Annotated in this window: 23 protein-coding genes; 13 read left to right on the top strand and 10 right to left on the bottom strand. The window is 51.7% G+C overall.

Annotation, left to right across the window (positions count from 1 at the left end; genetic code table 11):
• Positions 1-134: 134 nt before the first annotated feature.
• Positions 135-1,664, top strand: a complete 1,530-nt coding sequence (nuoM, locus tag D9742_RS10920; RefSeq protein WP_000926452.1) for an NADH-quinone oxidoreductase subunit M — start codon at positions 135-137, stop codon at positions 1,662-1,664.
• A gap of 6 nt (positions 1,665-1,670) precedes the next feature.
• Positions 1,671-3,128 (top strand): NADH-quinone oxidoreductase subunit NuoN, encoded by a 1,458-nt coding sequence (gene nuoN, locus D9742_RS10915; protein WP_000156701.1) that lies wholly within the window; start codon positions 1,671-1,673, stop codon positions 3,126-3,128.
• Between the two features lie 65 nt (positions 3,129-3,193).
• On the opposite strand, the gene D9742_RS10910 is transcribed toward nuoN, so the two are convergent.
• Both D9742_RS10910 and D9742_RS10905 read right to left on the bottom strand, forming a co-directional pair.
• Complete coding sequence (locus D9742_RS10910) at positions 3,194-3,697, bottom strand: YfbM family protein (protein WP_130236924.1); 504 nt, start codon at positions 3,695-3,697, stop codon at positions 3,194-3,196.
• Between the two features lie 101 nt (positions 3,698-3,798).
• On the bottom strand, positions 3,799-4,770 hold the full coding sequence (locus D9742_RS10905) for a M28 family metallopeptidase (RefSeq protein ID WP_130236923.1): 972 nt from the start codon (positions 4,768-4,770) through the stop codon (positions 3,799-3,801).
• 137 nt (positions 4,771-4,907) lie between these two features.
• Here D9742_RS10905 and D9742_RS10900 point away from each other — a divergent pair, with 137 nt between their 5' ends.
• Positions 4,908-6,662, top strand: a complete 1,755-nt coding sequence (locus D9742_RS10900) for a VWA domain-containing protein (RefSeq protein WP_130236922.1) — start codon at positions 4,908-4,910, stop codon at positions 6,660-6,662.
• A gap of 112 nt (positions 6,663-6,774) precedes the next feature.
• On the opposite strand, the gene rbn is transcribed toward D9742_RS10900, so the two are convergent.
• Entirely contained in the window at positions 6,775-7,692 is a 918-nt protein-coding gene (gene rbn, locus D9742_RS10895) for a ribonuclease BN (RefSeq protein WP_130236921.1), read from the bottom strand.
• A 64-nt stretch (positions 7,693-7,756) separates the two neighbouring features.
• Between rbn and D9742_RS10890 the strand changes: the two genes are divergently transcribed.
• The 9 genes from D9742_RS10890 to pmrD all read left to right on the top strand — a co-directional run bounded on the left by D9742_RS10890 (position 7,757) and on the right by pmrD (position 16,028).
• Complete coding sequence (locus D9742_RS10890) at positions 7,757-8,218, top strand: GNAT family N-acetyltransferase (protein WP_130236920.1); 462 nt, start codon at positions 7,757-7,759, stop codon at positions 8,216-8,218.
• A gap of 54 nt (positions 8,219-8,272) precedes the next feature.
• A complete protein-coding gene (elaB, locus tag D9742_RS10885; protein WP_000070621.1) occupies positions 8,273-8,578 on the top strand; it encodes a stress response protein ElaB in 306 nt (101 codons plus the stop codon).
• Positions 8,579-8,656: 78 nt separating this feature from the next.
• The gene (menF, locus tag D9742_RS10880) at positions 8,657-9,952 is read left to right on the top strand and encodes an isochorismate synthase MenF (protein ID WP_130236919.1); all 1,296 of its coding nucleotides are present in this window, start codon (positions 8,657-8,659) and stop codon (positions 9,950-9,952) included.
• An 88-nt stretch (positions 9,953-10,040) separates the two neighbouring features.
• The gene (gene menD, locus D9742_RS10875) at positions 10,041-11,711 is read left to right on the top strand and encodes a 2-succinyl-5-enolpyruvyl-6-hydroxy-3-cyclohexene-1-carboxylic-acid synthase (RefSeq protein WP_130236918.1); all 1,671 of its coding nucleotides are present in this window, start codon (positions 10,041-10,043) and stop codon (positions 11,709-11,711) included.
• Positions 11,708-12,466 (top strand): 2-succinyl-6-hydroxy-2,4-cyclohexadiene-1-carboxylate synthase, encoded by a 759-nt coding sequence (gene menH, locus D9742_RS10870; protein WP_130236917.1) that lies wholly within the window; start codon positions 11,708-11,710, stop codon positions 12,464-12,466. Before menD ends, menH begins: the two co-directional genes overlap by 4 nt.
• A gap of 14 nt (positions 12,467-12,480) precedes the next feature.
• Positions 12,481-13,338 carry a 1,4-dihydroxy-2-naphthoyl-CoA synthase gene (gene menB / locus D9742_RS10865; RefSeq protein ID WP_000640000.1) on the top strand — a complete coding sequence of 286 codons (858 nt, stop codon included), beginning with the start codon at positions 12,481-12,483 and terminating at the stop codon, positions 13,336-13,338.
• Entirely contained in the window at positions 13,338-14,300 is a 963-nt protein-coding gene (gene menC, locus D9742_RS10860; protein WP_130236916.1) for an o-succinylbenzoate synthase, read from the top strand. Before menB ends, menC begins: the two co-directional genes overlap by 1 nt.
• Positions 14,297-15,652, top strand: coding sequence for an o-succinylbenzoate--CoA ligase (gene menE, locus D9742_RS10855; protein WP_130236915.1), 1,356 nt, complete (start codon positions 14,297-14,299; stop codon positions 15,650-15,652). Before menC ends, menE begins: the two co-directional genes overlap by 4 nt.
• 109 nt (positions 15,653-15,761) lie before the next feature.
• Positions 15,762-16,028, top strand: coding sequence for a signal transduction protein PmrD (pmrD, locus tag D9742_RS10850; RefSeq protein ID WP_130236914.1), 267 nt, complete (start codon positions 15,762-15,764; stop codon positions 16,026-16,028).
• Here the strand turns inward: pmrD and arnF are convergent.
• The 7 genes from arnF to arnB are packed head-to-tail and all read right to left on the bottom strand — an operon-like array spanning position 16,022 to position 23,372.
• A complete protein-coding gene (gene arnF / locus D9742_RS10845; RefSeq protein ID WP_130236913.1) occupies positions 16,022-16,408 on the bottom strand; it encodes a 4-amino-4-deoxy-L-arabinose-phosphoundecaprenol flippase subunit ArnF in 387 nt (128 codons plus the stop codon). The two genes, pmrD and arnF, sit on opposite strands and share 7 nt — an antisense overlap.
• Positions 16,408-16,743 carry a 4-amino-4-deoxy-L-arabinose-phosphoundecaprenol flippase subunit ArnE gene (gene arnE, locus D9742_RS10840; protein WP_130236912.1) on the bottom strand — a complete coding sequence of 112 codons (336 nt, stop codon included), beginning with the start codon at positions 16,741-16,743 and terminating at the stop codon, positions 16,408-16,410. Before arnE ends, arnF begins: the two co-directional genes overlap by 1 nt.
• On the bottom strand, positions 16,740-18,392 hold the full coding sequence (arnT, locus tag D9742_RS10835) for a lipid IV(A) 4-amino-4-deoxy-L-arabinosyltransferase (RefSeq protein ID WP_130236911.1): 1,653 nt from the start codon (positions 18,390-18,392) through the stop codon (positions 16,740-16,742). Before arnT ends, arnE begins: the two co-directional genes overlap by 4 nt.
• Positions 18,389-19,282 carry a 4-deoxy-4-formamido-L-arabinose-phosphoundecaprenol deformylase gene (gene arnD / locus D9742_RS10830; protein ID WP_130236910.1) on the bottom strand — a complete coding sequence of 298 codons (894 nt, stop codon included), beginning with the start codon at positions 19,280-19,282 and terminating at the stop codon, positions 18,389-18,391. The genes arnT and arnD overlap by 4 nt, the downstream gene beginning before the upstream one ends.
• Entirely contained in the window at positions 19,279-21,261 is a 1,983-nt protein-coding gene (gene arnA, locus D9742_RS10825) for a bifunctional UDP-4-amino-4-deoxy-L-arabinose formyltransferase/UDP-glucuronic acid oxidase ArnA (protein WP_130236909.1), read from the bottom strand. Before arnA ends, arnD begins: the two co-directional genes overlap by 4 nt.
• Positions 21,261-22,229, bottom strand: coding sequence for an undecaprenyl-phosphate 4-deoxy-4-formamido-L-arabinose transferase (gene arnC, locus D9742_RS10820; RefSeq protein ID WP_130236908.1), 969 nt, complete (start codon positions 22,227-22,229; stop codon positions 21,261-21,263). Before arnC ends, arnA begins: the two co-directional genes overlap by 1 nt.
• A gap of 3 nt (positions 22,230-22,232) precedes the next feature.
• Entirely contained in the window at positions 22,233-23,372 is a 1,140-nt protein-coding gene (gene arnB / locus D9742_RS10815; RefSeq protein WP_130236993.1) for a UDP-4-amino-4-deoxy-L-arabinose aminotransferase, read from the bottom strand.
• Between the two features lie 293 nt (positions 23,373-23,665).
• On the opposite strand from arnB, the gene ais reads away from it, so the two are divergent.
• A complete protein-coding gene (gene ais / locus D9742_RS10810) occupies positions 23,666-24,268 on the top strand; it encodes a lipopolysaccharide core heptose(II)-phosphate phosphatase Ais (protein ID WP_130236907.1) in 603 nt (200 codons plus the stop codon).
• Positions 24,269-24,271: the final 3 nt, after the last annotated feature.

Raw genomic sequence — 24,271 nt, 5'->3', positions numbered from 1 at the left:
AAGTCAGACCGGATACCGCCAGCGCACAGCAACCGGAGCGTACTTAAGTACGTGAGGATTGCGAGCACTGCCGGGATTCGGGCTGGCGAGTGAGATAGCCTGAGCAGGAGTAAATATAAGGGACATACTTAGCTATGTTATTACCCTGGTTAATACTAATCCCCTTTATCGGCGGCTTCCTGTGCTGGCAGACCGAACGCTTTGGCGTCAAGGTGCCGCGCTGGATCGCGCTGATCACCATGGGATTGACGCTGGCGCTGTCGCTGCAACTGTGGTTGCAGGGCGGTTATTCACTGACGCAATCCGCCGGAATTCCGCAGTGGCAGTCTGAATTCGACATGCCGTGGATCCCGCGTTTTGGTATCTCTATCCATCTCGCCATTGACGGTCTGTCACTGCTGATGGTCGTGCTGACCGGTTTGCTCGGCGTGCTGGCGGTACTCTGCTCGTGGAATGAGATCGAAAAATATCAGGGCTTCTTCCACCTCAACCTGATGTGGATCCTGGGCGGCGTTATCGGCGTGTTCCTTGCCATCGACATGTTCCTGTTCTTCTTCTTCTGGGAAATGATGCTGGTGCCGATGTACTTCCTGATCGCACTGTGGGGGCATAAAGCCTCTGATGGTAAAACGCGTATCACGGCGGCAACCAAGTTCTTCATTTACACCCAGGCGAGTGGTCTGGTGATGTTGATCGCCATCCTGGCGCTGGTTTTTGTTCACTACAATGCGACCGGCGTCTGGACCTTCAACTATGAAGAGCTGCTGAATACGCCAATGTCCAGTGGTGTGGAATACCTGTTAATGCTGGGCTTCTTCATCGCGTTTGCGGTGAAAATGCCGGTGGTTCCGCTGCATGGCTGGCTGCCGGATGCGCACTCACAGGCTCCGACCGCCGGTTCCGTGGACCTCGCGGGGATCTTGCTGAAAACCGCCGCTTACGGTCTGCTGCGTTTCTCCCTACCGCTGTTCCCGAACGCGTCGGCAGAGTTCGCGCCAATCGCTATGTGGCTGGGTGTTATCGGCATCTTCTACGGTGCGTGGATGGCCTTCGCCCAGACCGATATCAAACGTCTGATCGCCTACACCTCGGTTTCCCACATGGGCTTCGTACTGATTGCTATCTACACCGGCAGCCAGTTGGCCTACCAGGGCGCGGTAATCCAGATGATTGCGCACGGCTTGTCAGCGGCGGGTCTGTTTATTCTTTGTGGTCAGCTCTACGAACGTATCCATACCCGCGACATGCGCATGATGGGCGGTCTGTGGAGCAAGATGAAATGGCTGCCAGCACTGTCGCTGTTCTTTGCGGTGGCAACGCTTGGGATGCCTGGCACCGGTAACTTCGTCGGCGAATTTATGATTCTGTTCGGCAGCTTCCAGGTTGTCCCGGTGATTACCGTTATTTCTACCTTTGGGCTGGTCTTTGCATCTGTTTATTCGCTGGCGATGTTGCATCGCGCTTACTTCGGTAAAGCGAAAAGCCAGATTGCCAGCCAGGAACTGCCAGGGATGTCGCTGCGTGAGCTGTTTATGATCCTGTTGCTGGTGGTGCTGCTGGTACTGCTGGGCTTCTATCCGCAGCCGATTCTGGATACCTCGCACTCCGCGATTGGCAATATCCAGCAGTGGTTTGTTAATTCCGTTACTACTACAAGGCCGTAAATCGCCATGACAATAACTCCACAAAACCTGATCGCACTGCTACCGTTGCTGATCGTCGGCTTGACGGTGGTGGTTGTGATGCTCTCCATTGCGTGGCGACGCAATCATTTCCTCAACGCTACGCTCTCGGTTATTGGGCTTAACGCGGCGCTGGTTTCGCTCTGGTTTGTTGGCCAGGCGGGCGCTATGGACGTTACGCCGCTGATGCGCGTTGATGGTTTCGCCATGCTTTACACCGGGCTGGTATTGTTGGCGAGCCTCGCCACCTGTACTTTCGCCTACCCGTGGCTTGAAGGCTATAACGACAACAAGGACGAGTTCTACCTGTTGGTGTTAATTGCTGCCCTGGGCGGGATCCTGCTGGCGAATGCCAACCATCTGGCGTCTCTGTTCCTCGGTATTGAACTGATCTCTTTGCCGCTGTTTGGCCTGGTCGGTTACGCGTTCCGCCAGAAACGTTCGCTGGAAGCCAGTATCAAATACACTATCCTTTCTGCCGCAGCGTCTTCTTTCCTGCTGTTCGGTATGGCGCTGGTGTATGCGCAGTCTGGCGACCTGTCGTTTGTCGCGCTGGGTAAAAACCTCGGCGACGGTATGCTCAACGAGCCGCTGTTGCTGGCAGGTTTCGGCCTGATGATTGTTGGCCTCGGCTTCAAACTCTCTCTGGTGCCGTTCCACCTGTGGACGCCAGACGTATACCAGGGCGCGCCTGCGCCGGTTTCCACTTTCCTGGCGACGGCGAGCAAAATCGCTATCTTCGGTGTGGTGATGCGTCTGTTCCTCTACGCACCGGTGGGTGACAGCGAAGCGATTCGCGTGGTGCTGGCGATTATCGCCTTTGCCTCCATCATCTTCGGTAACCTGATGGCGCTGAGCCAGACCAATATCAAACGTCTGCTCGGTTACTCGTCTATCTCTCACCTCGGCTATCTGCTGGTGGCGCTGATTGCGCTGCAAACCGGCGAGATGTCGATGGAAGCGGTAGGGGTTTACCTGGCCGGTTATCTGTTCAGCAGCCTCGGCGCGTTCGGCGTGGTCAGCCTGATGTCCAGCCCGTATCGTGGCCCGGATGCTGATTCCCTGTTCTCTTACCGTGGACTGTTCTGGCATCGTCCGATCCTCGCGGCGGTGATGACGGTGATGATGCTGTCTCTGGCCGGTATCCCGATGACGTTGGGCTTTATCGGTAAGTTCTACGTGCTGGCGGTCGGTGTCCAGGCACACTTGTGGTGGCTGGTGGGTGCCGTGGTTGTCGGTTCGGCAATCGGCCTCTACTACTACCTGCGCGTGGCGGTCAGCCTGTATCTTCACGCCCCGGAACAACCGGGTCGCGATGCACCATCAAACTGGCAGTACAGCGCGGGCGGTATCGTGGTGCTGATCTCCGCACTGTTGGTACTGGTGCTGGGTGTATGGCCGCAACCGCTGATTAGCATTGTGCGGTTAGCAATGCCGCTTATGTAAGCTGTTAGTTCGTAAGTCAGAAAGCCGCCGACATGTTCGGCGGTTTTTTTGGTGCCCTGACACCATTACCCAACAATAACCGTCAGCGCATGATTCCCTTGCCGTAGCGTACGTCGATACGCGCTAATCAACTTCTCCATATCAAGCATGATCGAAGCAAAGAGTTGCCCCTCTAACTCTTCTGAAAAGGTCACTCCCGGATAAATCTCCATTTCATTGAGTCGCTTAATGGAAAACTGTTTACGCAGCTCACTTCGATCCAGTGATTCCAGTCGGTCGATTGTCGTGGCTAACTCCTGATTCCAGGTCAATCCCAGGAAGCCATCTATGCCATCTTCGAGGCTGTGTTCACCAAGCACGGCACGACTCAGCGGATCATTCTTCGCGGGGTCAAATGCAGATGTACCCGTCAGGCCAAAATGTAAAAAATCCCAGCGTTTATCAATATCCAGTCGCCGTAAACCTGAAAGCGTGTCATGTATATTATCCATCAAAGGTTTTTCTGTAGATTCAAGCAGTTGGTTAACCTTTTCTGAATTAATTTCCGCAAAATAACCAATCATTCCCATCTTCTTTCTCCCGTCAGATTTCATTTTGCGCATCTTAAAACAGACGCGGAAAAATAAAATAATCATGCCGCTTTTTCTGGATCCGCCTCGAGAAATTTTTATTATTTACTGTTTTGCAACAAGGTAATAACTCCATCCACGACCTGAGCCATTTTCTGATAATTGAGTCTGCCTGCGGTATCGCCAGGCAAATGATATTGTTTATTACGGTAAAACGCTGTATCTGTAATCATTACCGAGGGAATATCGTGCTGCCAATAATTTAGGTGGTCGGAGAAATCGATACCGGGAATAAAACCTGGCGCATTAATAGAATAAACAGGCAACTCTGTTGCTGATAACAACGCAGATTTTACCTGACGCACATCGCTGATATCCTGCACTCTGCCGACGACAGCAATAAAATCACCACGCTCGGGATAAAGCCAGGACATTGCAGAGTAAGGGTAATTCTGACTCCATGGTGCGGAGTCGTAATAACCAATCATCTCCAGCGCTATCATTAATTTCACCGAGCGCTCAAGCGAAGCGGCGTGTACCGCGCTCCCCATTTCATCGCTACGAAAGAAGGGCGGCTCTTCCGACGCATAGGCGACCAGCTGCACGCCTATTTTCGGCGCTTGCTGCTGTAACAAGCGTGCCAGTTCGAGTAATCCTGCCACGCCGCTGGCGTTATCATCCGCGCCCGGCGTATAGATTAATTGATCATTTTCATAATAGGAGGCGGAATCATAGTGCGCGCCAATAATAATCAGCGGTCCATCTTGTGGGCCATAATCAGCAATAATATTTTTGTACGGCCCATCAGCAATGGGGACCGGTTGTTCAATAACTTTTGCACCACTTTTCACAAAAACATCTTTAATATAGCTACCCGACCTGTTCAGATTATCAAGATGATCAGCGCTTCGAGGATGCACAGTTTGTGTAAGATAACGAACTGTTTTTTCTAATTGGTCAGGGCTTGCATGTTGGGAAGATGACGGTAATGCGCTGACCCAGGGTTGATAAAATATAATTAAAGGAAGTGATAGTAGTAGCAATATAAAACAAAGAGGTATTATTTTTTTCATATGTAAATTATCAATAAAATACGTTATTCCATCATTATTTATAATGAGTCCTGAACGCTTATTTTATTAAGGTTGGCAGAGATATACAAAGAGTATATTTTACAGTTGGTGCGTGATTTTTTAAAAAAGGAATTTATATGAGAAACAAAAATATAATCATGTTGCTTATTGGTAGCTTGATTTTGACAGGGTGTGGACAGGAATCTGAGGATAAAGAAAGTCAGCAACAACAATCCACTGCATCAACAGACCACCAAGTGCGTGCCGCGCAACAAGAAGCAATAAAAGTGGCCGAGCAAAGAGCCGCCGCAGCTAAAGCCGCTGCAAAAGCGAAAGAAAAACCCTTAATACAGCAAGAAGCACAACAATATTCCGATAAACACGCTTTACAGGGGCGCTTACAGGCGGCTCCAGCACATAGAAGTACGGTCACCGCAAGCGCTGCTCCTCGAAGTTCAGCTCCTGGAACCGCTCGCTACCAGAAGTTCGATGACAATTCGGTGAAACAAGTAACGCAAGAGCCACTCGCGACGTTTAGCCTTGACGTCGACACCGGCAGTTATGCGAATGTGCGGCGTTTCCTCAATCAAGGGCAGTTGCCTCCGCCAGACGCCGTGCGAGTGGAAGAGATGGTCAATTATTTCCCGTCTGACTGGGATATTAATGACAAACAAGCTATTCCGGCTTCTAAGCCAATACCTTTCGCTATGCGCTACGAACTGGCGCCTGCGCCATGGAATGAACAGCGAACATTGCTGAAAGTTGATATCCTGGCGAAAGATCTCAAAAGCGAAGAGTTACCGGCTTCTAATCTGGTCTTTCTTATCGACACTTCTGGGTCAATGATTTCTGATGAACGTTTGCCACTTATTCAGTCTTCGTTGAAATTATTGGTCAAAGAACTTCGTGAGCAGGACAACATTGCCATCGTGACCTACGCTGGCGATTCCCATATTGCGTTGCCTTCTACCTCTGGGAGTCACAAGGCGGAAATTAATGTCGCAATTGATGCGCTGGATGCAGAAGGCAGTACCAATGGCTGTGCCGGGCTGGAGATGGCTTATCAGCAGGCAGCGAAGGGGTTTATTAAAGGTGGCATCAATCGCATTTTATTGGCCACTGACGGTGACTTTAACGTTGGCATTGACGATCCAAAATCGATTGAATCAATGGTCAAAAAACAGCGCGAGTCTGGTGTTACTCTTTCGACGCTTGGCGTGGGGGATGACAATTACAACGAGGCAATGATGGTGCGAATTGCCGATGTTGGTAACGGTAACTACAGCTACATTGATACCCTCTCAGAAGCGCAGAAGGTATTGAACAGCGAAATGCGTCAGACGTTGGTTACCGTGGCAAAAGATGTTAAAGCGCAAATTGAGTTTAACCCCGCGTGGGTGACGGAATACCGTCAGATTGGTTATGAAAAGCGCCAGTTACGGGCTGAGGATTTTAATAACGATACCGTCGATGCAGGCGATATTGGCGCAGGTAAACATATAACGTTGTTATTCGAATTAACGCTGAACGGGCAAAAAGCATCAATTGATAAGTTACGCTATGTCCCGGATAACAAATCAGCGAAATCGGATAAATCGAAAGAACTGGCCTGGCTAAAGATACGCTGGAAATACCCGCAGGGAAAAGAAAGTCAGTTAGTTGAATTCCCGCTGGCACCCACAATAAAAGCACCTTCAGAAGATATGCGCTTTCGCGCAGCAGTGGCTGCGTTTGGGCAAAAATTGCGCGGCTCTGAATATCTGAATAATACATCCTGGCAGCAGATCGAACAGTGGGCGCGGCAAGCGAAAGGACAGGATCCACAAGGCTACAGAGCGGAATTTATTCGCCTGATTGGGCTGGCGAAAGGTCTGGACAATTCACAAAACTAAAAATGATAAATCTGTTTGCCGGATATCGACATCAAGCGTATTCGGCAAACAGATGAAAAATAAGTGCGTTGGTATCATTAAATTAATCTGCCAACTAACCACCGCTTTCGACTTAAATGCTAAAAACCGCGAAATCGCTCGCCAGCTCAGTTGCCGGGAAAATCGACCGGCATTCGTGTAACAAGTGCTGACAGCCTTTGTCATCATAGCGCGAACTAACATGGGTAATGATTAGCTTACCGACACCAGCCTCACGGGCTAGTGCCGCCGCCTGGCGTGTGGAGCTGTGGCCGCGACTGTTGGCTTTGGCCTCCATCGCCAAATCCAGAGTCGCTTCGTGAACCATTACGTCGACACCCTTAGCCAGCGCCAGCGCGGCATCGCAAGGGCCAGTATCGCCGAAAATGGCGATCGCTTTTCCTGGTGTAGGCGCGGCTAAGTAATCAGCGCCGTTAATCTGCCGACCGTCTTCCAATGTGACAGTTTTTCCGGCTTTCAAATCCTGAAACAATGGGCCAGGCGGTACGCCCGCGGCCTTTAATGCCTGGGCATTCAGCGCACCAGGCTTATCATGTTCTTCTACGCGATAGCCGTAACATTCCAGCGGATGTTCCATCGGATAAGCTGTCACTTTACGCAAGCCATCATCAAGAATTTCGCCTGCGCTAATTTCAATAATCTCCAGTGGATAATCGGTCCACGAGCCACTAATGCGTAACGCTGTCTCAACAAATTCACGGATACCTTTCGGACCATAAATGGTTAAGGGTTGCACAATGCCTGACATGGAACGACTGCACAGCAAACCGGGCAGACCGAAAAGATGATCGCCATGAAGATGGCTAATAAAAATCCTGTCCAGTTTGCCGGGATTAAACACCGTGTGTAGCATTTGGTGTTGAGTACCTTCGCCACAGTCAAATAACCAAAGTCCGGCCTGGGTCGGATGTTGCAGATTGAGCAATATCGCCGTGACATTACGCGCCCGGGTTGGAACTCCCGCCGAAGTACCTAAGAAAATTAATTCCATAAGACCATCACATTTCTGAAAATAATCCGGCTAGTATAAGGCATACAACCAAAAGGAGCGCATCATGATCGACTGGCAGGATCTTCATCACTCTGAATTATCGGTTCCTCAGCTTTATGCCTTATTACAACTGCGTTGTGCGGTATTCGTCGTCGAACAAAACTGTCCTTATCAGGATGTCGATGGTGACGATCTGGTAGGTGAAAATCGTCATATTCTCGGCTGGCAAAACGGGAAACTGGTAGCGTATGCGAGGATTCTGAAAAGTGATGATGATCTCGAACCGGTGGTGATTGGTCGGGTGATTGTCAGCGAAGCTTTGCGGGGCGAAAAAGTGGGGCAGCAACTGATGCGTCAAACGCTCGATTCATGTGCGAGTCGTTGGCCTGATAAGCCTGTTTACCTTGGCGCGCAGGCACATTTGCAAAACTTTTACCGCAGTTTTGGCTTTATCCCCGTAACGGATATTTACGAGGAAGATGGTATTCCCCACATTGGGATGGCGCGCGAAGTCATTCAGGCGTAATTGATAACCGTTGTCTATAGTTAGTGGCAGGTTTTAAGCAAATGGAGAACGAGAATGTCTAATCAATTTGGTGATACACGCATCGATGACGACCTGACGTTGCTGAGTGAAACACTGGAAGAAGTGCTGCGCTCCTCTGGCGATCCCGCCGATCAGAAATATGTTGAGCTGAAGGCGCGAGCAGAGAAGGCGCTGGATGATGTGAAAAAAAGAGTCAGCCAGGCTTCGGACAGCTATTACTATCGGGCGAAACAAGCGGTTTATCGCGCCGACGACTACGTACATGAAAAACCGTGGCAGGGGATTGGCGTTGGCGCTGCGGTTGGTTTGGTATTAGGACTGTTGCTGGCACGCCGTTAAAACCTCCCTACACTGGGGTACTGCATTTTTTTTGCAGTACCCCGTATAATGTGAGGCTTTTAACAGGGAGAGGTCCGCGTGCAATCACTCACTACGGCGCTGGAAAATCTATTGCGCCATCTGTCGCGAGAGTTTCCAGCGACGCCCGGCATTCGGGTTTTTGATATTCCTTTCCCATTAAATGACGCCTTTGATGCCTTAAGCTGGCTGGCCAGCCAGAAAATGTATCCGCAATTTTACTGGCAACAACGCAATGGTGATGAAGAGGCTGCCGTGCTGGGTACAATAGTCAGCTTTTCGTCGCTGGCGCAGGCGCAGCGTTTTCTCCGACAACACCCGGATCACACCGACTTACGTATCTGGGGGCTGAATGCGTTTGACCCGTCCCAGGGCAATTTACTCCTCCCTCGGTTGGAATGGCGACGCTGTGCAGGCAAAGCGACCCTTCGTCTGACCCTTTTCAGCGAAAACTCCCTTCAGCAAGACGCACATCGGGCAAAGGAATTTATTGTTGCTCTGGCAAACATTAAACCGTTGCCAGCCCTGCATTTAACCATCACCCAAGAAAATCACTGGCCGGATAAACCAGGTTGGACGCGGTTAATTAAACTGGCGACCGATACCATTGCTGAAGGCGAACTGGATAAAGTGGTGTTGGCGCGGGCGACCGACCTGCATTTCTCCGATTCAATTAACGCAGCGGCAATGATGGCTGCCAGCCGTCGGTTGAACCTGAACTGCTACCATTTCTACATGGCCTTTGATGGCGAAACCGCGTTCCTGGGGTCATCTCCTGAGCGGCTTTGGCGGCGGCGTGACAAAGCGTTGCGTACTGAAGCACTGGCGGGAACGGTAGCGAATCATCCTGATGATAAACAGGCGCAGCAACTGGGCGAGTGGCTGATGGCGGATGATAAAAACCAGCGCGAGAACATGCTGGTGGTGGAAGATATCTGCCAACGATTACAGGCCGATACCCAGACGCTGGATGTTTTACCGCCGCAGGTGCTTCGTCTGCGTAAAGTGCAGCATCTGCGTCGCTGTATCTGGACTTCGCTTAATACGGCAGACGATGTGGTTTGTCTGCATCAGTTGCAGCCAACGGCAGCTGTGGCTGGCTTACCGCGCGATTTAGCGCGGCAGTTCATCGCCCAGAACGAACCGTTTACCCGTGAATGGTATGCGGGGTCTGCGGGCTATCTCTCATTACAACAAAGCGAATTCTGCGTTTCCCTGCGCTCGGCGAAAATCAGTGGCAATGTCGTGCGATTGTATGCCGGAGCGGGTATTGTCCGAGGATCAGACCCCGAACTGGAGTGGCAGGAAATCGACAACAAAGCGGCAGGGCTGCGCACTTTATTACAATTGGAATAGTAATGAGTCGCATCATTACCGATTCATATCAATAATCTATTTTTGTAGCTCCTTATACTTAGCCGCAATATTGATACCGGACAAACTCATGTCAGTAAGCGCATTTAACCGACGCTGGGCGGCGGTCATTCTGGAAGCATTAACACGTCATGGCGTCAGACACGTCTGCATCGCCCCTGGCTCTCGTTCTACGCCATTAACTCTGGCGGCGGCGGAAAATTCCGCATTCATTCATCACACTCATTTTGATGAGCGTGGGCTGGGGCATTTGGCGCTGGGGCTGGCGAAGGTCAGCAAACAGCCGGTGGCGGTGATAGTGACTTCCGGCACGGCGGTAGCGAATCTCTATCCGGCACTGATTGAAGCCGGGTTAACCGGAGAAAAACTGATCCTGTTAACCGCCGATCGTCCTCCGGAACTGATTGACTGCGGCGCAAATCAGGCAATTCGTCAGCCGGGTATGTTCGCGTCTCATCCTACGCATAGCATTTCACTGCCGCGCCCGACGCAGGATATTCCCGCTCGTTGGCTGGTTTCTACTATCGACCACGCTTTAGGCACGCTGCATGCGGGCGGAGTTCATATCAACTGCCCGTTTGCCGAACCGTTATATGGCGAGATGGACGATACAGGGCTTGCGTGGCAACAACGTCTTGGCGACTGGTGGCAGGGTGACAAGCCGTGGCTGCGTGAAGCGCCTCGTCTTGAGAGCGAAAAACAGCGCGACTGGTTCTTCTGGCGGCAAAAGCGTGGCGTGGTGGTTGCCGGGCGCATGAGTGCGGAAGAGGGCAAAAAAGTTGCCCTGTGGGCGCAAACTCTTGGCTGGCCGCTGATTGGCGACGTGCTGTCGCAAACCGGGCAGCCGCTGCCGTGTGCCGATCTCTGGTTAAGCAATGCCAAAGCGGTGAGTGAGTTGCAGCAGGCGCAGATTGTCGTGCAACTTGGGAGCAGCCTGACAGGCAAACGGTTACTGCAATGGCAGGCGAGCTGTGAGCCTGAAGAGTACTGGATTGTTGATAACATCGAAGGGCAGCTTGACCCGGCACACCATCGTGGACGTCGCCTGATTGCCAATATTGCCGACTGGCTGGAGCAGCATCCGGCTGAAAAACGCCAGCCCTGGTGCATGGAGATCCCGCGTCTCGCTGAACAGGCAATGCAGGCGGTTGTTGCCTGTCGCGATGCATTTGGCGAAGCGCAACTGGCGCATCGCATCAGCAGCTATCTGCCTGAACAAGGGCAACTGTTCGTCGGTAACAGCCTGGTGGTACGTCTGATTGATGCGCTTTCGCAACTTCCGGCAGGTTACCCGGTGTACAGCAACCGAGGGGCCAGCGGTATCGACGGGCTGATTTCTACCGCCGCAGGCGTACAGCGAGCGAGCGGCAAACCGACGCTGGCGATAGTGGGCGATCTCTCTGCTCTTTACGATATCAACGCGCTGGCGTTATTGCGTCAGGTTTCCGCACCGCTGGTATTAATTGTGGTGAACAACAACGGCGGGCAAATTTTCTCGCTGCTGCCGACGCCGAAAAGCGAGCGCGAGCGTTTCTATCTGATGCCGCAAAACGTCCATTTTGAGCACGCTGCCGCGATGTTTGAGCTGAAATATCATCGCCCGCAAAACTGGGATGAATTTGAATCGGCGCTGGCAGGCGCGTGGCGCATCCCAACCACCACAGTGATTGAAATGGTGGTTAACGATACCGATGGCGCGCAAACGCTCCAGCAACTGCTGGCGCAGGTAAGCCATTTATGATCCTGCACGCGCAGGCAAAACACGGCAAGCCCGGTTTACCCTGGCTGGTGTTTTTGCACGGTTTTTCCGGCGATTGCCACGAATGGCAGGAAGTCGGCGAGGCGTTTGCTGATTATTCGCGTTTATATATTGATCTCCCCGGACATGGTGGTTCGGCGGCAATTCGTGTCAGTGGTTTTGCTGATGTCGTCGATTTACTGCGTAACACCCTTTTTAGTTACAACATACTAAACCACTGGTTGGTGGGGTATTCGCTTGGCGGACGGGTGGCGATGATGGCGGCTTGTCAGGGGATGACGGGGCTTTGTGGCGTGATTGTCGAAGGTGGGCATCCTGGGCTGCAAAGTGCTGAACAACGTGCGGAACGCCAGCTTTCCGATCACCGCTGGGCGCAGCGTTTTCGCTCAGAACCGTTAACGGCGGTGTTTACCGACTGGTATCAACAGCCTGTTTTTGCCTCGCTCAATGATGATCAACGCAGGGAGCTGGTGGCGCTGCGCAGCAACAATAACGGTGCAACCCTTGCCGCCATGCTGGAGGCCACTTCTCTCGCCGTCCAGCCCGATTTACGTGCTAACCTTAGCGCCCGCACATTTGCGTTTTATTATTTATGTGGTGAACGTGACAGCAAATTCCGCGCTCTGGCGGCGGAACTGGCTGCCGACTGCCATGTCATTCCTCGCGCCGGACATAACGCGCACCGGGAAAATCCCGCTGGCGTAATTGCAAGTCTGGCGCAGATCTTGCGTTTCTGACTAAAGGACACAATATGATTTATCCTGATGAAGCAATGCTTTACGCACCGGTTGAATGGCACGACTGCTCCGAAGGTTTCGAGGACATTCGTTATGAAAAATCTACCGACGGTATCGCAAAAATCACCATTAATCGTCCGCAGGTGCGCAATGCCTTCCGTCCTCTGACGGTAAAAGAGATGATCCAGGCGCTGGCGGATGCGCGCTATGACGACAACATCGGCGTGATCATTCTGACTGGCGCAGGCGATAAAGCGTTCTGCTCTGGCGGTGACCAGAAAGTACGTGGCGATTACGGCGGCTATAAAGATGATTCCGGCGTACATCACCTGAACGTGCTGGACTTCCAGCGTCAGATCCGTACCTGCCCGAAACCGGTTGTTGCAATGGTCGCTGGCTACTCTATCGGCGGCGGTCACGTTCTGCACATGATGTGCGACCTGACCATTGCGGCAGAAAATGCCATCTTCGGTCAGACGGGGCCGAAGGTCGGTTCCTTCGACGGCGGCTGGGGCGCGTCTTACATGGCTCGCATCGTCGGACAGAAAAAAGCGCGTGAAATCTGGTTCCTGTGCCGTCAGTACGACGCAAAACAGGCGCTGGATATGGGCCTTGTAAACACCGTTGTACCGCTGGCCGATCTGGAAAAAGAAACCGTGCGTTGGTGCCGTGAAATGCTGCAAAACAGCCCAATGGCGCTGCGTTGCCTGAAAGCTGCACTGAACGCCGACTGTGACGGTCAGGCAGGTCTGCAGGAGCTGGCGGGTAACGCCACCATGCTGTTCTACATGACGGAAGAAGGTCAGGAAGGTCGCAACGCCTTCAACCAGAAACGTCAGCCTGACTTCAGCAAATTCAAACGGAATCCGTAATGCGTAGCGCGCAGGTATACCGCTGGCAGATCCCCATGGACGCGGGGGTGGTTCTGCGCGACAGGCGGTTAAAAACCCGCGACGGGCTATACGTTTGCCTGCGTGAAGGCGAGCGCGAAGGGTGGGGGGAGATCTCCCCACTGCCGGGATTCAGTCAGGAAACCTGGGAAGAGGCGCAAAGCGTGCTGCTTGCCTGGGTAAATAACTGGCTGGCAGGCGTTTGCGAGCTACCGCAGATGCCTTCCGTGGCCTTTGGCGTAAGCTGTGCATTGGCAGAACTGACCGATACGTTGCCGCAAGCAGCCAACTACCGTGCTGCGCCGCTGTGTAATGGCGATCCTGACGATCTGATCCTCAAACTTGCCGATATGCCTGGCGAGAAAGTGGCGAAGGTCAAAGTGGGATTGTACGAAGCAGTACGCGACGGCATGGTGGTCAATCTGTTGCTGGAGGCAATTCCGGATCTGCATTTGCGTCTTGACGCGAATCGCGCCTGGACGCCGCTGAAAGGCCAGCAGTTTGCCAAATACGTTAACCCGGATTATCGCCACCGCATCTCATTTCTCGAAGAGCCGTGCAAAACCCGCGATGATTCGCGAGCGTTTGCCCGTGAAACCGGCATTGCCATTGCCTGGGATGAAAGCCTGCGCGAGCCGGATTTTGCCTTTATGGCGGAAGAAGGCGTACGTGCGGTAGTTATCAAACCCACGCTCACGGGCAGCCTGGAGAAAGTGCGCGAGCAGGTAGATGCGGCGCATGCGCTGGGGCTGACGGCAGTGATCAGTTCTTCCATTGAATCGAGCTTAGGCTTAACGCAACTGGCGCGGATTGCCGCCTGGTTAACACCAGATACCATTCCGGGGCTGGACACGCTGGATCTGATGCAGGCGCAGCAGGTACGTCGCTGGCCGGGTAGCCCTTTGCCGTTAGTGGACGTTGATGCACTGGAGCGGTTGTTATGACTTTCTCTGACTGGCCGTGGCGTCACTGGCGGCAAGTGCGGGGAGAAGCCACCGCCTTACGTCTCAATGACGAGCAACTCAACTGGCGCGAGCTTTGTGCTCGCGTCGATGAGTTAGCTGCGGGCTTTGCGGCGCAGGGCGTTGTTGAGGGCAGCGGTGTGATGTTGCGGGCGTGGAATACGCCCCAAACTCTGCTGGCCTGGCTGGCGTTACTGCAATGTGGTGCGCGAGTGCTGCCCGTGAATCCACAACTGCCGCAACCGTTGCTTGAGGAATTGCTGCCAAATCTTACGTTGCAATTTGCGCTGGTGCCGGAAGGGGAAAACACGTTTCCGGCGTTAACGTCGCTGTACATTCAGTTGGTTGAAGGCGCACATGCCGCTGTGTGGCAGCCGACGCGTCTGTGCTCAATGACGTTGACCTCCGGCTCCACTGGTTTGCCAAAAGCCGCTGTTCATACTTATCAGGCCCATATTGCCAGTGCCGAAGGGGTGTTATCGCTGATTCCGTTTAGCGAGCATGATGACTGGCTGCTCTCTTTGCCGCTGTTTCACGTCTCTGGTCAGGGAATTATGTGGCGCTGGTTATACGCTGGTGCGCGGATGACGGTACGCGATAAACAACCGCTGGAGCAAATGCTGGCAGGTTGTACGCACGCCTCGCTGGTGCCGACGCAGCTCTGGCGTTTGCTGGTTAACCGCAGTTCCGTTTCCCTGAAAGCGGTGTTACTTGGCGGCGCGGCTATCCCGATCGAGTTGACGGAACAGGCGCGCGAGCAGGGGATTCGTTGCTTTTGCGGCTATGGTCTGACCGAGTTTGCCTCCACGGTGTGTGCGAAAGAAGCCGACGGCCTGGCTGACGTCGGCTCGCCGCTGCCCGGTCGGGAAGTGAAAATCGTTAACGATGAAGTGTGGCTGCGGGCTGCCAGTATGGCAGAAGGCTACTGGCGTAACGGGCAACTGGTGCCGCTGGTGAATGACGAAGGCTGGTACGCCACGCGCGATCGCGGTGAGATGCATAATGGCAAGCTGACCATTGTCGGACGTTTAGACAATCTGTTCTTCAGTGGTGGCGAAGGCATTCAGCCGGAAGAAGTCGAACGTGTGATTGCCGCGCATCCTGCGGTTTTGCAGGTGTTTATTGTCCCTGTCGCAGACAACGAGTTTGGTCATCGGCCGGTAGCAGTTGTGGAGTATGATCAGGAAAGCGTTGATCTCAGCGAATGGGTGAAAGATAAACTGGCCCGTTTTCAGCAACCGATACATTGGCTGACGTTGCCGCCAGAGTTAAAAAACGGCGGCATTAAGATTTCACGTCAGGCGCTAAAAGAGTGGGTGCAACGCCAGCAATAATTAACCATCCGTTTCACTTCTCATTTTAACCATTCCATTGCCATTGATAATGGGTTTACATGTTAATCTGTAAATTAATGTGAAAGTTCTTATCCTACAGGGAGGTGCAATGGAGTGGTTAGTAAAAAAGACGTGTTGCGGCGCGGCGAAAAATCGCCATGTATTGGTCCTTAGTGATACCAGTGGTGCTCTCAAAATGATTGCCGAAGTGTGCAATGATGTTATTGTGCAGCCAGGTGATTTACTCTCACCGCTACAGGATGCGATGTACTGTATTAACCGGGATACACAACACACAATTAAAGTTATTGATGCCCGAAGCTACAGTGGCGAAGAGTGGGAGAATGTACGCAAAATGGCCAGAAATCGTCAGTGATTTTTATTTCGAACTGGCAGGAAAATCAGCGTTAATCCGCCCATAATACAGGCAACTCCAAGCAGTGCCTTCACGGAAAAAGTCCCTTCCCAACCGGGAAGTACCATTGATGCAATCCATACCAGTACATAACTCACACTCAGCAAAGTATAGGCTTTGCTGAGTGTGAGTTGATGAAGTGTTTTATACCAACAAAAAACGGAAAGCAGATAACCCAGTAGCCCTACCACCAGCATCCGGGCATCCAAGCCAAAAGCCAAAAGCGCAGCGATAAAATCCCATAATTGCGTCATCGGTGGCAGATGACTCGCCGCATAACCCAGGCTTAATTGCGCAGCGGAGGCAATAATAACGCTGAATAATCCCCACATCAGGCCCATTACGCCGTACTCCCGAGAATCACAATGCCACCAATAATGAACGCCACCCCACACCAGTGCCGAAAAGACACCGGTTCGTGCCAGAGTTTTGTTGCCGCCAGCGTCACCCAGACAAAATTCAGACTCAACATTGGGTAAGCAATGCCTACCGGTACGCTCTGCAATACCAGCAGCCAGAGCAGCATTGCCAGCCCAAGACAAACCAATGCCAGCCCCAGCCACAGCGCGATATGTTTGCGCCGTTTATTTATCGCCACAAAGCAGGTTGCCTGTTTTTGACAGAGTTGCCCGGCAACACTAAGCAAGCTGGCAAAGACTAATATCAGCCAGATCATTTAGGCCGATACTGAAAGAGCACCAGACGTCCCTGGTGATCGGTGGCGTCTGCAGGTGGAATGGGGAGACTGTTAATGTCTTCATCGTGGTCAACCGAAAGTACGAGAGTAATAATCCCCTCCTGACGATGATTATTAAGCCAGTTGGCGAAATTATCACCGCTGACAAACCTGCCTTTCGCATCCGGGTAATTAAGGCCGTATTTCAACTCACCCGTCTGACGATACATGATGATGTCATCGCGTTGCAGGCTCCATGCCAGACCTGTGGCAACGCCGACACTGTCAGTAAGAATATAGCGGCTCGGCTGAAGTGACTCTTGCGTCATCTCGACAAAAAATTGCGGATGTTTTGCTTCCATAATTCTGTCAGGAATCGCAAATCCCACGAGCAACGCCAGCCCCAACGGGCAAAGCGCCGCAAAAGGCCAGTTTTTTTCCACGTTCGTTAATGTGTACCAGCCGAAAAATGCCCACAGCGAAAAAATCGACCATGCGCAAAAGACTTTATAGATTTCGAAAGTTTGCCAGACTGGCGTGCTCATTGGTCCCCAGGGGGAGACAACAAACGTGGCAATAATGCCAGTAACGCCAAATGCGATGTTAATCCAGCCATTAATTCGCAATGCCAGAGGATTATTTTTTGCTGCCTGTACCGCGTAATACGCCAACAACATCGCTAAAGGCGCAAAGCAGGAGAGAATATAGGTGGGCAATTTGCCTTTAGCGACGGAGAAAAACAGCAGTGGCATCACTGTCCAGCTCAACAAATAGACGGTTGCGGAATGATTGCGGTTTTTCCAGCCAGTACACAGCGCGCCGGGGAGTAATCCCAGCCACGGCAGGCTACCGGCAATGATGACAGGCAAGTAATACCAGAACGGGGCTTTATGTTGGGCATCATCCATCGCAAAGCGTTGAATATGCTCAACCCAGAAAAAATAGTGCCAGAAGTCATGCTCCCGTTGCGCTATTGCTAATCCCCAGGGGAGAACCGTCAGTACGCAACTGATGATTGCCAGCCAGCCGTAAATAAAAAGATCTTTCCAGCGTTTTTGCGTCGCCACCCACGGCAGCACGCTTAATACCGGCACGGCGAGGGCGAGAAAACCTTTGGTCATTACCCCCATCCCGCAGGTGATTCCCAGCAGTAAAAATCCTGCGCTTTTGCCTTTCCACGTGTGCGCATCCATTGCCAACCAGAAGCTGCACATTCCCGCCACCAGCCAGAATGCGATGAATGGATCGAGCACCGCATAAGTACCGATGGCGTAGACAAGAAATAACGACAGATAAACCACGGTAGTGAGTAGTGCCAGACGTTTATCGCGCCATAAACGCAGAGTAAACCAGGCCACCAGTGCGGCGGTTAACAGGGTCGCAAAGATAACACCAGCCCGCACACCAAAGTTATTCGCGCCAAACAGCCATTGTCCAATACTGTTAATCCAGTATCCGGCAATCGGTTTTTCGAAATAACGTAGCCCTAACAGATGGGGCACAATCCAGTCGCCGGAGGCCAGCATTTCCCGACTGATTTCTGCATAACGCGTTTCATCAGGTTGCCAAAGCAGACGATAATTAATCGGCAAGAGATAATAGACGGTAATAAACGCAAAGAATGCTGCGTAATAGCGAATGGATTTCATGGACGAGTTCCCGCAGCTTGCTGGCAACCCAGCCAGCCTTCACGTCCGGCAATAGTACCGCGAACAACTTGTCCGACAGGCAATGTCTCTGTTAACAGCTCGCTTAATGGGTAAAACGTAATGCCTTCGCGAGCGGCGCGTTTCAGGAGATCCACAAAATTATGCTGATAAGCGCCGCCTTCAACTTCTGCATGGATGGTATAAACCGGCGTGCCTTTATCTCGCAGGATGCGGTTGAGTAGCCAGCCATTAAAATCTTCCGCTTTCACATCCCGGCCAATCACTTCATCCCAGGTAGGTAAGGTCACCGGAATTTGCGCAGTGCCGGGTTTACCTGATTCGAGCAATGGACGAAACGGCATCGCCCCACGACAATCGCTGTTGTAGCGCAAATGGAACACTTCTTTTGCTTCGATCACCTGTTGGTCGGCACGCCAGCCCGCAGCGGCAGAACAGGTTACTGGTTGGCCGATAATCTCTTCCAGTGTGCGAAGGCCGCGTGCAATATCGTCGACCATCGTTTGCCGACTCCAGTTACCGCTATGGGCTTGCCAGGCGTGGTGATCCCAGGCGTGCAGGCCGACTTCGTGATATTTAGCCGCTTCACGAATGATATCGGCATTGGCATGACCAATCTCTTTACCGGGCCATGCCGTACCTGCCAGTAAAATATCCCAGCCATAAAGCGATGCCGCGTTTGAGCGTAGCATCTTCCACAAAAACTGTGGTTTCACCAGACGCCAGAGATGGCGGCCCATATTGTCCGGGCCGACGCTGAAAAAAATGCTGGCCTGAATATTATGTTTACTCAAAATTTCCAGCAGACGCGGCACGCCTTCACGGGTGCCACGAAAGGTATCGACATCAATGCGTAAGCCTACTTTGGTCATGATGGTTTATCCGTAAGATCGACAGTGCGCAGGAAGAAATCCAGCGTTTCATCGATGGTTTCCTGCATATCAATTTTCGGTTCCCAGCTCAGGCAGCGACGGGCATTGCGGATGCTCGGTTTACGGTGCGCCACGTCCTGATATCCCTTGCCGTAGTAGCTACTGCTTTCTACTACGCGAAAGCCTGCAAACGGCGGGAAATGGTGGCGCAGCGGATGTTTTTCAAAGCTCGCCAGCAGCATCTCGCCCAGTTCTTCAATACTCGCTTCGTTATCAGGATTGCCAATGTTGATAATTTCGCCGTCACAGCGATTTCCCACATTCTCGATAATGCGGAACAACGCTTCGATACCATCCCGAATATCAGTAAAGCAGCGTTTTTGTTTTCCGCCATCAATAAGCTTGATGGGTGAACCTTCCACCAGGTTGAGAATGAGTTGGGTAATAGCGCGCGAGCTGCCAATTCGCGCTGCATTAAGGTTATCCAGCCTTGGTCCCATCCAGTTAAACGGGCGGAAGAGGGTGAACTGCAATCCCTCTTTTTCGCCATACGCCCAGATCACCCGATCAAGTAATTGTTTTGACACCGAATAAATCCAGCGCGGTTTATTCACCGGACCGACAATCAAATTAGAATGATCTTCATCGAAGTATTTATCGCTACACATCCCGTAAACTTCTGACGTCGACGGGAAGATGATTCGCTTACGGTACTTCACGCAGTAGCGGATAATGCGCAGATTCTCTTCAAAATCGAGTTCAAATACGCGCAGCGGGTTGCGGGTATATTCAATCGGCGTGGCTATCGCCACCAGCGGCAACACGACATCACATTTTTTGACGTGATACTCAATCCATTCGGAATGAATACTGATATCGCCTTCAACAAAATGAAAATGCGGATGATTCAGAAAACGACTTATCGCGTCGCTGCCAATATCCAGACCGTAAACTTCATAGTGATCTTCGCGCAGCAGGCGTTCTGTCAAATGGTTACCGATAAAACCATTTACCCCGAGGATGAGCACCCGGGTACGGCGTCGGGTGGCGCAGGCAGGCTGGCTATTCAACCGTGAACCTTGTACCAGCCCCAGCGTCTGGGCTAATTGCGAGCCTTGCATGGTAATGCCGTTCCCCGCCTGTCCAGTGACGATTTCCAGCGCGCCATCGCCACAGGAAACCAGCAGTGGCGCAACAGAAATCACGCTTCCCGGTTGTGCTGCGGACGCATGAGAATGCACGCGTGACGACCAGACGGTGAATTTCTGGTTACCAACATAGCTGAAGGCACCAGGCCACGGATCGGCGACGGCGCGCACCATGTTATGCAATACGGCTGCCGGTCTGTGCCACTCGAGGAAGCTGTCTTCTGGTGTTCTGCGACCAAAACAGGTGGCTTCGTTCTCGCGTTGGGCGATTTCCAGAATATTACCGTGTTTAATGGCGGGTAACGTCTGTTCCAGCAACTGACGTGCGGCCTGGCACAATTTATGATGCAGCGTAATGGCGATATCATCTGGCGCAATGGCGACACGCAGTTGGGCCACAATGGCCCCGGCATCGGCACGTTTCACCATTCGGTGCAATGTAACGCCCGTTTCCGTTTCACCATTCACCAGCACCCAGTTCAGCGGCGCGCGACCACGATATTTCGGTAACAGCGAACCATGCAGATTAAATGCACCTGCGGGAGCAAGCTGCAAAATCCCGTCGCTGATCAGATGGCGATAATAAAAAGAGAAAATGATATCTGGCGACAGTTGGCTAATGCGTTCCACCCACAACGGATGATTAACGTTATCCGGCGCGTAGACCGGAATGCCTCGTTCCGCCGCCAGGCGAGCCACCGAACCATAAAAGGCTTTTTCACCGGGATTATCGGTATGGGTAAAAATGGCGCTAATTTCGTAACCGGCAGCCAGAAGGGCTTCAATACCGAGGCATCCCATATCGTGGTAGGCAAAAACGACGGTTTTCATTATTCATTTTCCTTGCGGGATGGACGGATAACTTGCTGAACAAAATAGCGGGGGCGGGCGCGGACATCGGTGTAGATCCTGCCGATATATTCACCGAGCAATCCCATGCCGATAAACTGAGCGCCAATAAAAGTAAACAGCACGGCAAATAGCATAAAGACGCCTTCTGCCGCCCATTGTGGTCCGAAGGTCAGGCGTAAAATCACCAGCAGTACCGCAATGCTGAACCCCCCAATCGCAATCACGCTGCCGAGAAGACTCAGCATACGTAGCGGCGTAGTGGTCAGGCAGGTCACCAGGTCGTACATCAAATTAATCAGGCGCATAAAGCTGTATTTAGATTCGCCAAATTCACGCTCGGCATGATGCACTGGAATTTCAATGGCGCGGCGAGCGAAGATATTCGCCAGAATCGGAATAAAGGTGCTGCGTTCATGGCAGTGCAACATGGCATCGATAATATGACGGCGATAGGCGCGTAACATACAGCCATAGTCGCCCATCGCTTTGCCGGTGGTGCGCTGAATAAGTCGGTTAATCATCTTCGATGCAGTTTTACGAAACCAGGTATCCTTGCGATTCTGTCGCACAGTACCCACCACGTCGTAACCTTCATCGGCTTTTTCTACCAGACGGGGGATCTCCTCTGGCGGGTTCTGGAGATCGGCATCAAGGGTAATAATTAAGTCGCCGGTAACGTGGCTGAAACCTGCCATGATCGCCGAATGCTGTCCGTAATTACGATTAAGCAAAATAGACACAATGTGGCTGCCCTCCGCTTGCGAGGCATCGACGAGCATTTGTGCGGAATTATCGCTACTGCCGTCATCAATCAGCAGGATCTCATACTCTTTCCCTAGCGTTTCGCAGGCTGCGGTGGTGCGCCTGATTAATTCCGGTAAGCTTTCCTGCTCGTTATAAACGGGAATAACCACCGAGACTTTCTTAACAGGGTGGATTTCAAACATGGCTTATTGTCCTGCGAGTTGCTGAAGAGCTGTGATGACGCGGTCGACATCGGCGGTGGTCATATCCGGGAACAGCGGCAACGAACAGATGCGTTCGCTATTCCATTCGGTATTCGGTAACGACAGCGTGGGAAAACGCTCGCGATAATATTTTTGCGTGTGGGCAGCGCGGAAATGTAACCCGGTGCCAATGCCTTGTTCTTTTAATGCTTCCATCAACGCATCGCGACTGAAACCACAACGTTGTTCATCAACACGAATAATAAACAGATGCCAGGCATGAACATGCGTCCATACGGGAAGGCTTAAAGGCTGGAACGGGAGGGCTGCCAGTGCTTGTTGATATTGCAGGGCAATTTCCCGACGACGGGTGTTGAGTTGCTCTAATTTATTTAACTGTGTCAGGGCTATAGCGGCGTTAATATCGGTCAGATTGTACTTGTAGCCCGGTGTTAATACTTCTGCCTGTGGTGCGCGGCCCCAGGTTTGTCTGTCATATGCATCGACGCCCAGACCATGAAATTTCAGCATACGTAGCTGGCGGGCGAGGTTTTCATCATCGGTAACAATCAGGCCACCTTCCGCACAGGTAATATTTTTGATGGCGTGAAACGAAAAAATAGCGGTACCTTTCGCGCCGATATGTCGGCCTTTGTAATACGTACCGACGGCATGGGCAGCATCTTCGATAACCGCGATCCCGTAGCGTTCGCCAATGGTGCGAATGGCGTCGATATCTGCTGGCGCACCGGCATAATGCACTGGAATGATGGCTTTAGTGCGTGGCGTAATGGCTGATTCGATCGCTTCAGGCGTGACCATCAGCGTATCGCAGTCGACATCCACCATTACCGGCGTTGCACCCAACAAGGAGATCATATTGAGGGTTGAAACCCAGGTCAGAGAAGGCGTGATCACTTCATCGCCAGCACCTACCTCCAGCGCCATTAGCGTGATATGCATTCCGGCAGTGGCTGAGCTGACTGCGATGGCATGTTGATTTCCCGTCAACTGGCAAAAGGCTTGTTCAAGTGCCTGATTCTTCGGACCGGTGGTGATCCACCCAGATTCGAGAACCTCTTTAACCGCAGCGAGTTCTTCCACACCCATTGCCGGACGTGAAAAAGGTAAAAAGTCTGACATTGTTTTTCTTTCAGCCATTGAATACCTTTCCCAGCTATTCGCTAATATTTGCCATAGGGCGTTATATATATTTTCCCATTTGGAATAAGATGCTAAAGATAGAATGTTAACTTAACCTTAAGAAAATAATCTGATACTTAAATATTATTTTTGGTTTGCATTTTGCAAAACTTTAAGGCATTTTGCGCACATCGTAATGTTTTAATATTTTCCCAGTCACTCTTTATTGATGAAAATACCGTTGGTTTTCACGGGTATTTAGTCAGTTGTGCTTGTCTACAGGTGGAGTTTACGTGTTAGCTTTTTGCTGGGCTTCGTTGAAGTCTAAAAAATATGCCTTCATTTTACTGGCGCTTGCTGCGATTGCCGCGTTGGGTACACATGCAGCCTGGAGTAGTAATGGTTTGCCGCGTATCGACAACAAAACGTTGGCCAGATTGTCGCAACAGCACCCGGTGGTGGTTTTGTTTCGCCATGGAGAACGCTGCGATCGCTCCTCCAATCAATGCTTGTCAGACAAAACAGGTATTACGGTTAATGGCTCTCAGGATGCGCGTGAACTGGGCAAAGCCTTCAGCGCAGATATCCCTGATTTCGATCTTTATTCCAGTAATACCATTCGAACCATTCAATCGGCGACCTGGTTTTCTGCGGGTAAAAAACTGACGGTAGATAAGCGCTTTCTACATTGTGGGAACGAGATTTATAGCGCAATTAAGGATTTGCAAACAACATCACCGGGTAAGAATATTGTTATTTTTACCCATAACCATTGCCTGACGTATATTGCCAAAGACAAACGTAATGCGACATTTAAACCAGATTATCTGGATGGATTGGTAATGCATGTGGAAAAAGGCAAAGTATTTCTGGACGGTGAGTTTGTTAATCGGTGATAT

This window comes from Escherichia sp. E1V33 (assembly GCF_004211955.1).
In the GTDB taxonomy this organism is placed as follows: Bacteria; Pseudomonadota; Gammaproteobacteria; order Enterobacterales; family Enterobacteriaceae; genus Escherichia.
Note: the sequence above shows the minus strand (reverse complement) of the source record. Positions and strands in the feature narration are given on the sequence as shown.

What these genes read in the sequence shown, in the direction of transcription:
- pmrD (WP_130236914.1), top strand. Translation starts at nt 15,762, where the DNA reads ATGGAGTGGTTAGTAAAAAAGACGTGTTGCGGCGCGGCGAAAAATCGC.
- D9742_RS10890 (WP_130236920.1), top strand. Translation starts at nt 7,757, where the DNA reads ATGATCGACTGGCAGGATCTTCATCACTCTGAATTATCGGTTCCTCAG.
- menB (WP_000640000.1), top strand. Translation starts at nt 12,481, where the DNA reads ATGATTTATCCTGATGAAGCAATGCTTTACGCACCGGTTGAATGGCAC.
- arnT (WP_130236911.1), bottom strand. Translation starts at nt 18,392, where the DNA reads ATGAAATCCATTCGCTATTACGCAGCATTCTTTGCGTTTATTACCGTC.
- arnF (WP_130236913.1), bottom strand. Translation starts at nt 16,408, where the DNA reads ATGGGCCTGATGTGGGGATTATTCAGCGTTATTATTGCCTCCGCTGCG.
- arnD (WP_130236910.1), bottom strand. Translation starts at nt 19,282, where the DNA reads ATGACCAAAGTAGGCTTACGCATTGATGTCGATACCTTTCGTGGCACC.
- menC (WP_130236916.1), top strand. Translation starts at nt 13,338, where the DNA reads ATGCGTAGCGCGCAGGTATACCGCTGGCAGATCCCCATGGACGCGGGG.
- arnC (WP_130236908.1), bottom strand. Translation starts at nt 22,229, where the DNA reads ATGTTTGAAATCCACCCTGTTAAGAAAGTCTCGGTGGTTATTCCCGTT.
- D9742_RS10900 (WP_130236922.1), top strand. Translation starts at nt 4,908, where the DNA reads ATGAGAAACAAAAATATAATCATGTTGCTTATTGGTAGCTTGATTTTG.
- rbn (WP_130236921.1), bottom strand. Translation starts at nt 7,692, where the DNA reads ATGGAATTAATTTTCTTAGGTACTTCGGCGGGAGTTCCAACCCGGGCG.
- elaB (WP_000070621.1), top strand. Translation starts at nt 8,273, where the DNA reads ATGTCTAATCAATTTGGTGATACACGCATCGATGACGACCTGACGTTG.
- menE (WP_130236915.1), top strand. Translation starts at nt 14,297, where the DNA reads ATGACTTTCTCTGACTGGCCGTGGCGTCACTGGCGGCAAGTGCGGGGA.
- nuoM (WP_000926452.1), top strand. Translation starts at nt 135, where the DNA reads ATGTTATTACCCTGGTTAATACTAATCCCCTTTATCGGCGGCTTCCTG.
- nuoN (WP_000156701.1), top strand. Translation starts at nt 1,671, where the DNA reads ATGACAATAACTCCACAAAACCTGATCGCACTGCTACCGTTGCTGATC.
- arnA (WP_130236909.1), bottom strand. Translation starts at nt 21,261, where the DNA reads ATGAAAACCGTCGTTTTTGCCTACCACGATATGGGATGCCTCGGTATT.
- menD (WP_130236918.1), top strand. Translation starts at nt 10,041, where the DNA reads ATGTCAGTAAGCGCATTTAACCGACGCTGGGCGGCGGTCATTCTGGAA.
- menH (WP_130236917.1), top strand. Translation starts at nt 11,708, where the DNA reads ATGATCCTGCACGCGCAGGCAAAACACGGCAAGCCCGGTTTACCCTGG.
- arnE (WP_130236912.1), bottom strand. Translation starts at nt 16,743, where the DNA reads ATGATCTGGCTGATATTAGTCTTTGCCAGCTTGCTTAGTGTTGCCGGG.
- arnB (WP_130236993.1), bottom strand. Translation starts at nt 23,372, where the DNA reads ATGTCAGACTTTTTACCTTTTTCACGTCCGGCAATGGGTGTGGAAGAA.
- D9742_RS10905 (WP_130236923.1), bottom strand. Translation starts at nt 4,770, where the DNA reads ATGAAAAAAATAATACCTCTTTGTTTTATATTGCTACTACTATCACTT.
- D9742_RS10910 (WP_130236924.1), bottom strand. Translation starts at nt 3,697, where the DNA reads ATGGGAATGATTGGTTATTTTGCGGAAATTAATTCAGAAAAGGTTAAC.